Below are 11,963 nucleotides of genomic sequence, written 5' to 3' on the forward strand. Positions count from 1 at the left end.
CAGGATGGCCAGGATCTGACTGTCGGTAAAACGTGACTTCTTCATGCAGAATCTCCTCTGGGGATAGATTACGAGAAAATTCTACTTATGAGTACCCTTAATTTATGGGAGGATTACCAGCCCTGTTCTCCGAGTTGCAGGACCAGATCGATTACGCCAGCTCCACCGAGGTGGTGTCGAGCGACATGGTCGGGGCGCGCTGTGCGAGCATTATTGACTCTCAGGCCACCATCGTCGACGGTGAGCGTTGCGTCCTCTACCTCTGGTACGACAATGAGCTTGGTTACAGCACCCAGGTGATGCGGGTGGTCAACGAGATGGCGGGGGTTAAGTATCCGACGCTGCCGAAAGTAACTCAGACAGAGCAGGACGCTATTGAGGTGGCCTGATAGCAAGGCATACCGGAGGCGATAAAACGCCTCCGGTTGCTTCTCAAGCAACACACCTCAGGCAATAGTCACTTCATCCGACAAATACACATCCTGAACTGTATTGAGCAACTTGATGCCCTCGGCCATGGGCCTTTGAAACGCCTTCCGCCCGGAGATCAGACCCATGCCTCCGGCGCGTTTGTTGATTACGGCGGTGCGCACCGACTGGGACAGATCACCAGCGCCGGTGGAGGCGCCCCCCGAGTTCACCAGCCCTATGCGCCCCATGTAGCAGTTGGCTACCTGATAGCGGACCAGGTCGATGGGGTGGTCACTGGTCAGCTCGCTGTAGACTTTGGGGTTGGTTTTGCCTACATCGATGGCTTTAAAGCCTCCGTTGGTTTCGGCCACTTTTTGTTTGATGATGTCGGCTCTTATGGTAACGCCCAGGTGGTTGGCCTGACCGGTCAGATCGGCGGCGAGGTGGTAGTCGGTGTCCTTCTGTTTGAAAGCGTCGTTGCGCAGGTAGGTCCAGAGCACGGTCACCAGGCCCAGCTCGTGCGCCTCTTCAAACGCCTGACTGATTTCCACCAACTGATGCCGGGATTGCTCCGAGCCGAAATAAATGGTCGCGCCCACCGCAATGGCGCCCATGTCCCGGGCCTGCTTGACCTGCCCGAACAGAGTCTGGTCGTAGCTGCGCGGATAAATAAGCGCGTCGTTGTGGTTCAGTTTGACGATAAAGGGAATCTTGTGAGCGTACTTGCGCGCCACCGTGCCCAGCATGCCGAAGGTGGAGGCCACGGCGTTGCAGCCGCCCTCAATGGCCAGTTTGACCACATTTTCCGGGTCAAAGTAGCAGGGGTTGATGGCAAAGGAGGCGCCGGCCGAGTGTTCTATGCCCTGATCCACGGGCAGTATCGAAAGATAACCCGTACCTCCCAGCCGGCCGTGATCCAACAACGCCTGGTAGTGGCGCAGCACCGGAATGGGGCGGTCGGTGTGGCTCAAGATGCGCCGCACATAGTCCGGGTCTGGGGTAGTCAGGTCCTCTTTGGGGATGGTGGTGCACTGGTGCTGCAAGAGGCTTTCGGCCTCCCCACCTAGCAGATCGATGAACTCGTTCATGGTGTTTTGCTCTCATGTTGGTTGGTGTTTTTTGCCACTCTGATGGGGCTTTGTCAGTTTTGTGTTGTTATGGCTTCTGTGAACTGGTGTCCTGGTAAGGGGGCAGTTTCTTGGCCAGGGTGTTGTTGCCGTTGATGGCCAGGCGCCGGTAGCTTGGCAACCCGCGCTTGTAGGGCGGATAGGCCTCGCCCTCGACCAAGGGCGAGAGATAGCGCCGTGCCAGCTCGGTGATATGAAAACCGTCGGCACTGATAAACTCGGCGGGCAGGGTTTTCTCCCGATTGGCCACTTCGCTTAAAGGCACCTTGTCGATGCGCCACTGGTAGGGCTCATCCTGGGTGCGCACTAGGATGGGCATAATGGCGTTTTCCCCGGCCAGGGCATAGCGCACCGCCGCCCGGCCCAGGGCCAAAGCCTGATCCAGATCGGTTTGGGAGGCGATGTGGCGGGCGGCCCTTTGCAGGTAATCGCACACCGCCGAGTGGCACTTGAGCGAAAGTTTTTGAGTCACTAAATCGGCAATGATCGGAGCCACGCCGCCCAATTGGCTGTGCCCGAAGGCATCGGTGGAGCCGCGGGCTGAAAGAAACTCGCCCCGGGTGTCTTTGAGCCCCTCCGAGACAGTGACCACGCAAAAACCCTGACGCGCCACACAGGCCTGCACCTGCTCAAAAAACGCCGCCTCGTCAAAGGCCACTTCGGGTAAGAGGATTAAATCCGGACCCAGGCCCCGCTCGTCCCGGGCCAGTCCTGTGGCGGCTGCGATCCAGCCAGCATGGCGGCCCATCACCTCCATGACAAACACCTTGGTGGAGGTGCTGTGCATGGAGGCTATATCAAAAGAGGCCTCCAGGCAGGAGACGGCGGCGTACTTGGCGGCCGAGCCAAAGCCGGGGCTGCAATCGGTGATTGGCAGGTCGTTGTCGATGGTTTTGGGAATGCCGATGCAGGTGAGCAGGTAGTTCATCTGTTCGGCCTTCTGCGCCATCTTGTGAGCTGTGTCCTGAGAATCGCCCCCGCCGTTGTAGAAGAAATAACGGATGTCGTGGGCCTCGAACACCGCCAGAATCCGGCGATATTCCTCGCCGTGCTCCTCCAGGGACTTGAGCTTGTAGCGACAGGAGCCAAAGGCCCCGGCGGGGGTATGGGCCAGGGCCGACAGATCGGCGTCGGTCAGAGCGCTGACATCGATCAGCTCCTCGTGCAGGGCGCCGAGAATGCCGTCCTTGCCTGCGTAGAGCTTGCCAATCTGCTCGGGGTTTTCCATCACCTCGTTGATCACCCCGGCGGCCGAGGCGTTGATCACGGCGGTGACACCGCCGGATTGGGCGTAAAAAGCGTTGTGGGGCATGAGTGCCTCCTAAACAATCAGTGGTGCAACCGCTCAGTCGGTTTGGGCTCCATCGAGCAACTCTCGCACCAGGGTTTCGTAGAGCTCATCAGTGATCAGATCCCGGCGTTTGAGTTCGCGTAACTCGCGTAGCTGCTCAAGGGTTTTGGGGTCCATGGCCTCCAGCGCCTGGGGGGCGGTCTGAGCGACCGGCTTGGTCTGTGAGCGGGCGGGGGGCGGTGGCGTTTGTTGGCTTTGTGGCGCCACTGAGGAGGCCTCAGTCGCTAAGCCGCTAAGATCCAATACCAGCCAGTCGGACCGGCCCCGGGGGGGCGAGTCGAGGGCCAGATTCGAACTCAGATGGGCGGCCAGTTCGGCCTTTGCAGTGCGCGAGCCCATGGGTATTTCGGCTTGATCAGTGAACTGCGAGTAACTGCTGGCTTTGGGGTTGTTGTTCAAGGTCTTTGACTCGGACGCCTTGGGATCCTGTTCCACAGCGCCCAAAATCACGTGCAATTGTTCATTGCGATGAAAGATTCGAGCGCTGGTTAGGCGGTTGTCTTGGAGCAAGCCCGACAAACCCGCGCCTTGGCGCCGACTTTGACTGACTTGCAAAAGCAGGTCCCGCTGGGGACCGGCCCGGTTGATCGCATCTGTCAGAGGTTGGGCCAGTTGCTCCAGAGTCGCTTCCGAGAAAAGGGGGATGGGATCTTGCTTGCGACGACTGAACAGGCCGCGAAAACGCGAGGCGTCCAGACGTACCGAGATATTGCCCAGAGCGTCAGTCACCTGCGTCTGACTCAAGCCGGCGGCGTCGCTGTTAGGCTGGGCGCCCGGCTCAATGGGGGCCAGTTGCAGCCAGTTGGGCCCCTCCTGAAACACCGTCTCGGCGCTCGCTGTCAGGCCGAACCCGGGTAACAAGCTCAATCCGCCCAAGAGAATCCAGCCCAGGGCCAGTCGCTGGTTGAATCTGACAAACATGGTGCCCTCTCCCGTTCGAATAAAGGCTGTTACGCCTTTGAATAAAACACACCGAGCGACTAGCGGCCGCCCGGCATGCGCTCTTTGGAGGCTTAGAACTTGGTGGACAGCTCCACCAAAACGCCGTCCCAGTCTTCACCAATTTGACCGCCCGAGTTGTCCTCCTCGCCCTGGGCGACGTACTCAATCTTGAGCAGGCTGTTGTCGGACAACCACAGGCCCGCACCTAGCTGAGTGCGATCCAGGGTGTCGTCGCTGCTGACGTTATCACTGTCATTGGTTACTTCGGTGTAGCGGCCGGCCAGATACAGCACCTTGGGGATCACGTAAACTTCACCGGTAAAGCCAAAGCCACTCATTTCGGCATCGGTGCCGGTGTTGACCACACCGGCGCTTCGGTCGACCCGGCCCTCGGTACTGGCAAAGCTGTAGGAGTCCTCGCCTGCGCCGTACCAGCCGCGTACTGTGAAGCGGTCGTGGGCGTACTCAAAATCGGCCATAGCGAAATCAAAGTCGACACCGGGAATGATGGCTGCGTGTAGATTTCGTGTGTCTTGGGCGCCGTTGGGTAACTGCAGGTTGATGTTATCACCATCGCCAAGGAATCCCGATGAGGTGACACCATTGTCGTTATCGCCGGTCATATAGCCCACACCGACCTTCAGACCGCCGGTAACAGCAAGGCGGGCCCGCAAACCGAGGTTTTGGCCTTGGTTGCCGTCAAAGCGCTCGCCGAAGTTACCGCTGCTGACCATCACGTCCCAGCCAATGGACTCAATCGGGCCATCAAATTTGTGTTGCCCCAAAACCTGTCCGCCCACCTGGGCTGCGACTATGTCCAAGGGTGAGTTGCCAATCAGTGGGTTGCCTTGAACCTGAGCCCCGTCAGAATAACCACGAAAGTTGAAGGTGGTCATTACCGGCTGGCCCAGACGAAAGGTCAACGAGTTGTTCTCCGCCGCGGAGCTGCCAAACGCTTTGAGCAGGGCGACATCCAGAAAGGTTAAATCGTTCTGGATGCCGAAATCGTTGCCAAAGTCATTGGGTTCTTCCGCCAGGTCCACAAAGCCAGTTAACCATTCGTTAAAGCGCACATTGAACTGCAGGTTGAACCGGGTTCGGCTGAAGCCGGCGGTGGTGTCACTGGCGGCACCGGCACCGCTGTCGGCTTCCACCGATTGGGCGTGTTGCGCCAGGTAAAGATTTACATCCAAACCCTCGGTAAGCTCAAGAGCCTGTGTGGCTGCGGGCGCCACCAGAAGGCTGGCGCTGGCGATCAGGCCAGCCACAGCCTTGGCGAGTGGTTTTTGGGTGGTTGAGTGGCTGTTCTGGTTGTTGTGTTTTTGATTGATGCGCATGATCAATATCCTCTGTTGGTTAGTGTTTTTTGTTGTTTTTTTTACTTCTTTGAGACAAAGGGCTAGCGCGATCGGAGGTTTCGCTTTTTTGCGAAACGCTCCGAACCAGGAGTTTTAAAAATCGCGTTAGACGCTGCTCGGTTTAAATGGGACTTATGGTTTTAACGATAGCTGTGTCCTATTACTGCCAGGATTTGATCAGCTCATCGTAATCAACTGTTACCCCTTGAGGTTTTTCGTTGTCCAGCTTGGGCTTGGGAGCGCCGGGCTGACTGAGCCAGTAGTCGGGATCGCGCTTCTTGTTGAGCTTGGGACCACAGGTATCTTGCGCCTTGGCGCGCTCCAGCCGTTCCATGACACGATCCTGAGCCTGGGCTAAGCCGTCCAGAGCCTTTTGGGGCGTGGATTCACCGCTGGCCGCTTCCGAAACATAGCGCCACCAGAGTTGGGCCAGCTTCGGGTAGTCGGGTACGTTGGTGCCGGTGGGGGTCCATTGGATGCGCGCCGGGCTTTTGTAGAATTCCACCAGGCCACCCAGCATGGGAGCCGCCTCCTGCATCTCGGGCGAGTTGATATCGGACTCGCGAATTGGTGTCAGGCCCACCAGCGTTTTCTTTAAAGAGACAGTCTTGGAGACGGTGAATTGGGCATAGAGCCAAGCGGCCAAACGCCGTTTTTCGGGTGTGGACTTCATGAAGGTCCAGGCGCCCACGTCCTGATAACCCAGTTTCATGTCCTCCTCCCAGTAGGGACCTCGGGGAGAGGGCGCCATGCGCCACTTGGGCGTGCCGTCTTCGTTGACAACCGGCAAGCCTTCAGCGGTCATGTCGGCGGTAAAGGCTGTATACCAGAAAATCTGCTGAGCTATGTTGCCCTGGGCAGGTACCGGACCGGACTCGGAAAAGGTCATGCCCGACGCTGCTGGCGGCGCATACTGATCCAGCCACTCCACGTATTTGGAAGTGGCGTAGACCGCTGCCGGGCCGTTAACGGCACCACCTCGGGTAACGCTGGAGCCCACTGGGTGGCAGTTTTCAACGCGAATGCCCCATTCGTCCACAGGCAGGCCGTTCGGTAGGCCCTTATCGCCAGCCCCGGCCATAGAGAACCAGGCATCGGTGAAACGCCAGCCCAATGACGGGTCCTTCTTCCCGTAGTCCATGTGACCGTAGACGCGCTGACCGTCAATTTCCTTGACGTACTTGGTAAAAAATTCGGCAATATCTTCGTAGGCCGACCAATTTACAGGAACGCCCAGCTCATAGCCGTAACGTTTACGAAATTGATTCTGCAAGTCTTCGCGCTGGAACCAATCGTAGCGAAACCAGTAAAGGTTGGCGAACTGTTGGTCGGGCAGTTGGTAGACCTTTCCGTCGGGCGCCGTGGTGAAAGACAGTCCGATAAAGTCTTCCAGATCCAGAGTGGGCAGGGTATAGTCCTCGGCGTCGCCCTTGATCATATCGGAAATGGGCACCACATCGCCGTAGCGGAAGTGGGTGCCGATCAAATCCGAGTCATTGACGTAGGCGTCATAAATGTTTCGGCCCGACTGCATTTGCGTTTGCAGCTTCTCAATGACATCACCCTCCTGAATCAAGCTGTGGTTGACCTTGATTCCGGTGATTTGCTCAAAGGCTTTGGCAAGCACTTCTGACTCGTATTGGTGAGTGGTCAGGGTTTCCGAGGCGACGTTGATCTCCATGTCACGTAGATCTTCGGCCGCTTGGGTAAACCATGCCAGCTCACGTTTCTGCTCAGCTTTGCTCAGAGTGGATACATCAAACTCCTCTTCGAGCCATCGTTCGGCGGCCTCTGAGTAGTTGTCGGAAAATGCCGGGCTGCCATACAGCAGAGCGAGCACCGGCAGTGCCAAGGTTGCTAGGGTTTTATGTTTGTTGTACATGTGAAACCTCTATGTTGGTTGGTAAATGTGGATCACACACATCCTTATGGAATCGCGCCAGTACTTCGGGTTTTACCCCCAGCGCATTAAGATTAACATCCATAGTATTGAGACACCCGAGGCGACCAGTATGTCCATATCGGTAGCTCCCAGAAACCCGAGATGAATAAACGCGCTGGTCAAAAGTCCGATAAAGAGACGGTCGCCTCGAGTTGTGGAAATGGGTAAAAAACCTTTTCGTTCTTTGGTAGGCAGAACCAGCTGCCACACCGTCATTCCTGCCAGCATGAATGCAATGGCGATAAAGAATATGGCCGTGGGTAAAGTCCAAGACATCCAAGACATGGTAGATCCTCCTACACTCGGCCCAGGGCGAAGCCCTTGGCAACATGGTTGCGAACAAAATAGATCATGACGGCACCGGGTACTATGGTGAGTATGCCGGCGGCGGCCAAGAGCCCCCAATCGATACCTGAAGCCGAGACGGTGCGGGTCATGATGGCAGCTATGGGCTTGGCATCAACACTGGTCAGAGTGCGTGCCAGTAGCAATTCCACCCATGAGAACATAAATGAGAAAAAGGCAGTTACCCCTATTCCGGAACGGATCAGCGGAATAAAAATCTTCACAAAAAAACTGGGAAAACTGTAACCGTCAATATAGGCGGTTTCATCAATTTCCTTGGGAACGCCACTCATAAAGCCTTCCAGAATCCATACTGCCAATGGCACACTGAAAAGGCAGTGAGCCAAAGCAACGGCTATATGAGTGTCGAACAGACCAACGGTGGAATAAAGTTGAAAAAAGGGCAGCAAAAACACCGCCGGAGGCGCCATGCGATTGGTTAGAAGCCAGAAGAACATGTGCTTGTCGCCTATAAATTTGTAGCGGCTGAAAGCGTAGGCTGCGGGCAATGCCACTAATAAACTGATTACCATGTTCATGGATACATAGGTAATGCTGTTGACGTAGCCCATATACCAACTGGGATCACTGAATATCTTGACGTAGTTACCCCAGGTAAAATCTTTGGGAAAAAGCGACAATCCGCTGAGTATCTCGTTATTGTTTTTAAACGACATATTCAACAGCCAATAAATGGGTAGCAGTAAAAGGAACAGGTATAGCCCCAGACATACTCGACCGCGCCATTTGGCCGATTGCTCCTTTCTTGCCGAACGGCTGAAAACGGCGCTCTGTTCCGGGTTTTTTGAGGTGCTTTTCATAGCCTTATCACTCGGTCTGTTCGTTTGTTCGTCCACCATGATTTGACTCCTTTTATTGGTCTTTTTGCATGTGCATGATAGTGGTGTAGAACACCCAGCTCACTAGAAGAATGATCAGGAAGTAGACCAGAGAGAACGCTGCCGCCGGCCCCAGATCAAATTGGCCAATCGCGCGACTTACCAGAGTCTGGCTGAGAAAAGTGGTTGAAGATCCGGGACCGCCGCCAGTCAGCACAAAGGGCTCGGCATAAATCATGAACGAGTCCATGAACCTCAATAGCACCCCTATAACCAGGACGTTGGTCAGCTTGGGCAACTGTATGTGGCGGAACACCGCCCAGCGCGAGGCCCGGTCGATGCGCGCGGCCTGGTAATAGGCATCGGGAATGGACCTCAGGCCGCTGTAGCACAGTAGGGCGACCAGCGGAGTCCAGTGCCAGACGTCCATCAGCACCACTGTAAGCCAGGCATCCCGGGCGTTGGATGTGTAGTTGTAGTCGATGCCCAGGCTGCTCAAGGACGCGCCTAACAGGCCTATGTCAGTGCGACCGAACACTTGCCAGATGGTGCCCACCACGTTCCAGGGAATTAGCAAGGGTAGAGCAATAAGAATTAGGGAGACAGAAGCCATCCTGCCTTTTGTGGGCATAATCAAGGCTATGGCAATGCCCAGGGGTATCTCAATCGCCAGTATGGTGAAAGAGAAAATAAACTGGCGCACCAGCGCTTCTCGAAGATTCTGGTCGGTGACGACCATTTCAAACCATTCGAGCCCGACAAAGTAGCGGCTCTCTGGGCCGAAAATGTCCTGGACTGAATAGTTGACTACGGTCATTAGGGGTACTATGGCGGAGAAGGCCACAATGGCGAACACCGGAAGAACCAAAAACCAGGCTTTGTTGTCTTCAATCTTGTTCATAGCGAGAGCTCCACCAGGTAATCATTGACATAGAGTTTGGTCCACTGCTCGGGAAAGCTGACCCAGCTTTTGTTGCTGGGCGCCTTTCTATCCTCGTTGAGCCGGGCCTTCATGGAGTGTCCGTTGAACCGAAAGGACATGATCTTGTAGGTGCCCAGGTCTTCGACAAATTCCACGTCCACCTCGTAGGCATCGTCGGTCTTGTCGTCCCAGACGTGAATGAACTCGGGCCTGATGCCCAGTTTTGCCTGACTGATGCCTTTACCCAGCAATTTTTTATGGAGGTCGTCGCTAACCGGCATGGTTTGAGACTTAAAATGTATGCCTCCGTCGTCTATGGTGACATCCAAAAAATTCATGCCGGGGCTGCCAATAAAGTATCCGACAAAGGTGTGTTTCGGGTTTTCAAATAGCTTTCGGGGGGTGTCGAACTGGACGATCTTTCCCTCATACATCACCGCAATCTTATCGGCGAAGGTAGAGGCTTCAAGCTGGTCGTGGGTGACGTACACCATGGTGATATTGAAGCGCTCGTGAATCTGCTTGAGTTTCCGGCGCAGTTTCCACTTCAGTTGGGGGTCGATCACCGTCAGAGGCTCGTCAAACAAAATGGCGGACACATCGTCTCGAACCAGACCTCGGCCCATGGACACCTTTTGTTTTTGATCAGCGGAGAGGCCTTTGGCTTTTTTACTCAGTTCCGAAGTGAGATCCAGAAGATCGGCCACTTCATTCACCTTGGATTGTATTTTATGTTTGGCCACGCCGGTGTTTTTGAGCGGAAAGGCCAGGTTTTGGGACACGGTCATGGTGTCGTAGATCACCGGGAACTGGAACACTTGGGCGATGTTGCGCTCCTCCGGGCGCAACTCGTTGACCCGCCTGCCATCGAACAAAACTTCGCCGTCGGTAGGGCTCAGTAGCCCGGAAATGATATTCAGCAAAGTTGACTTGCCGCAGCCGGAGGGGCCCAGCAGCGCGTAGGCGCCGCCTTGCTCCCAGACGTGATTCATCTCCTTGATGGCATAGTCGTCTGGGCCGGAGGGGTCCTGTTCGTAGGTGTGGGCCAGGGCGTTGAGTGTTATTTGTACCATGGTTATTGCTCCCCCAAGTGAATCGGTGCATGCACCAGCTGGCCTTCACAGTCAAAAGCAAAGACTTTGTGGGTCGGGAAGTAGATTTTTATTTCCTGGTCCACTTTGTATTCGTGCACACCCGAAAGGTGGAGCACCAAATCAAAGTGCGGATTATGGACATGCAAGAAGGTTTCGGAGCCGCTGATCTCCGCCAGCTCCACCTTGACGGGAAGCTCCAGGTCGTCGTCTGCCTGGGGCACCAGGCCGATATGGGAGGCGCGCACACCAAACTGATAGTCTCCGGCTGACAGGTTTCTTAGGTCGGCGTTGAGCTGAAAGTGAATGGTCTTATCGAAGGTTACTTCGTTGTCGGTCACAGTGGCGGAAATGATATTGATGGGTGGCTCTGAGAACATCTCTGCGGTCACAATATCCTTGGGCTTGTGGTAGACCTCGGCGGTGGGGCCCACCTGGAGCAGCCGTCCTTCGTGCAAAACAGCGGTGTTGCCACCCAGGGCAAGTGCTTCGTTGGGCTCGGTGGTCGCATAGACGGCGATGCAGTTGCGCTCCTTAAACAGAGTGCGCAGTTCGGCACGAAACTGCTCCCGTAGCTTGTAGTCAAGATTGACCAGCGGCTCGTCGAAAAGAACTAACTCGGCATCCTTAACCAGGGCGCGGGCCATGGCAGTACGCTGCTGTTGACCACCGGACAGCTCAAGAGGTAAGCGATTTAGTAATTTTTCTATGCCCAGCATTTCGGCGGTTTCCCTGACCCGTCGATCGAGAATATTGGGGTCGGTCTTGCTCAGCCTCAGGGGCGAGGCGATATTCTCGTAAACCGTCAGGTTAGGGTAGTTGATGAACTGCTGGTAGACCATGGAAATGTTGCGGTTGCGCACCGGCACACCTGTAACATCCACATTATTCATCATGATTTGCCCTTTGGTAGGTCTGTCCAAACCTGCCATGAGCCGCATCAAGCTGGTTTTACCGGCGCGAGTTCGGCCGAGTAGCACGTTGAAGGAACCAGGTTCAAAAGTCAGGTTGAGATCTGAAATCCAGGTCTCCCCCTCGACTACCCGTGTGACGTTTTTAAGCGTTAAAGACATTGTCGATACCTTTTGTCTTTATGTTGGTATTGGTTGTTCCTCCAAGCAATATTCAACACTCGTGCCAGTTTTGCTTTTATCCCGGTTTGAATCATTGGAAAATGGCGCAAAGTACTCTATGACGGTCTTCAAGCTCGGGTAAGCAGTTCACAAACATCTTGCCGGTGGACCTTTCCGGGGGTGTTCACGACTGTTCATTTTCAGGTTTTAGGTGTTCAGTGCGAGCGCTTTGACTGTTCAAAGGCTCTGTTGAAGGTACAGCAATTGACTGATTGTAAAATTAGAGCATAATCGAAGGTGGTTCGCCGCTCCCTAGCTGTTTGCTAGACCATAAATATATAAAGAGTATGTGGAGTGATAATGAAAGATGATAAAAGGTCTGAGGCGGAAACCATGTCCGGTAGCCAGACAGAACATGAAAATGTCAAATTAGGCTCCAAGAAGCCGCATGAGCAAATTGTTGAGACGCCTACTAAAGGGCACGCGAGCATCATTCGTGAGTCCTGGTACCGTTGTGAACAGTTTGGCTTGGATCATGCCAGTCAACCGAATTTTGGCAGCC

11 protein-coding genes are annotated in these 11,963 nt (G+C 55.0%); 1 reads left to right on the forward strand and 10 read right to left on the reverse strand.

All coding sequences use genetic code 11. The features are described from left to right. Window positions 1-104 precede the first annotated feature (104 nt). Window positions 105-389, forward strand: a complete 285-nt coding sequence (locus AAE484_RS03520; protein WP_341936956.1) for a hypothetical protein — start codon at window positions 105-107, stop codon at window positions 387-389. 57 nt (window positions 390-446) lie between these two features. On the opposite strand, the gene AAE484_RS03525 is transcribed toward AAE484_RS03520, so the two are convergent. The 10 genes from AAE484_RS03525 to AAE484_RS03570 form a co-directional block, all read right to left on the reverse strand. Beyond that, complete coding sequence (locus AAE484_RS03525; RefSeq protein WP_341936957.1) at window positions 447-1,499, reverse strand: class I fructose-bisphosphate aldolase; 1,053 nt, start codon at window positions 1,497-1,499, stop codon at window positions 447-449. Between the two features lie 67 nt (window positions 1,500-1,566). Further along, window positions 1,567-2,850 (reverse strand): 6-phosphofructokinase, encoded by a 1,284-nt coding sequence (locus tag AAE484_RS03530; RefSeq protein ID WP_341936958.1) that lies wholly within the window; start codon window positions 2,848-2,850, stop codon window positions 1,567-1,569. Between the two features lie 33 nt (window positions 2,851-2,883). Continuing rightward, window positions 2,884-3,810, reverse strand: a complete 927-nt coding sequence (locus AAE484_RS03535) for a hypothetical protein (protein WP_341936959.1) — start codon at window positions 3,808-3,810, stop codon at window positions 2,884-2,886. 92 nt (window positions 3,811-3,902) lie between these two features. Beyond that, window positions 3,903-5,168, reverse strand: coding sequence for a hypothetical protein (locus AAE484_RS03540; RefSeq protein WP_341936960.1), 1,266 nt, complete (start codon window positions 5,166-5,168; stop codon window positions 3,903-3,905). A 181-nt stretch (window positions 5,169-5,349) separates the two neighbouring features. Next, on the reverse strand, window positions 5,350-7,071 hold the full coding sequence (locus AAE484_RS03545) for an ABC transporter substrate-binding protein (RefSeq protein ID WP_341936961.1): 1,722 nt from the start codon (window positions 7,069-7,071) through the stop codon (window positions 5,350-5,352). A 72-nt stretch (window positions 7,072-7,143) separates the two neighbouring features. Next, window positions 7,144-7,416 carry a DUF2160 domain-containing protein gene (locus tag AAE484_RS03550; RefSeq protein ID WP_341936962.1) on the reverse strand — a complete coding sequence of 91 codons (273 nt, stop codon included), beginning with the start codon at window positions 7,414-7,416 and terminating at the stop codon, window positions 7,144-7,146. A gap of 11 nt (window positions 7,417-7,427) precedes the next feature. After that, window positions 7,428-8,336 carry a carbohydrate ABC transporter permease gene (locus AAE484_RS03555; protein ID WP_445928823.1) on the reverse strand — a complete coding sequence of 303 codons (909 nt, stop codon included), beginning with the start codon at window positions 8,334-8,336 and terminating at the stop codon, window positions 7,428-7,430. Between the two features lie 13 nt (window positions 8,337-8,349). Then, entirely contained in the window at window positions 8,350-9,216 is an 867-nt protein-coding gene (locus AAE484_RS03560; RefSeq protein WP_341936963.1) for a carbohydrate ABC transporter permease, read from the reverse strand. Continuing rightward, complete coding sequence (locus AAE484_RS03565; RefSeq protein WP_341936964.1) at window positions 9,213-10,310, reverse strand: ABC transporter ATP-binding protein; 1,098 nt, start codon at window positions 10,308-10,310, stop codon at window positions 9,213-9,215. The genes AAE484_RS03560 and AAE484_RS03565 overlap by 4 nt, the downstream gene beginning before the upstream one ends. Before the next feature lie 2 nt (window positions 10,311-10,312). Beyond that, the gene (locus AAE484_RS03570; RefSeq protein ID WP_341936965.1) at window positions 10,313-11,401 is read right to left on the reverse strand and encodes an ABC transporter ATP-binding protein; all 1,089 of its coding nucleotides are present in this window, start codon (window positions 11,399-11,401) and stop codon (window positions 10,313-10,315) included. Window positions 11,402-11,963 lie beyond the last annotated feature (562 nt).

The sequence above is a fragment of the Marinimicrobium sp. C2-29 genome (assembly GCF_038419845.1).
Taxonomy (GTDB): Bacteria; Pseudomonadota; Gammaproteobacteria; order Pseudomonadales; family Cellvibrionaceae; genus Marinimicrobium.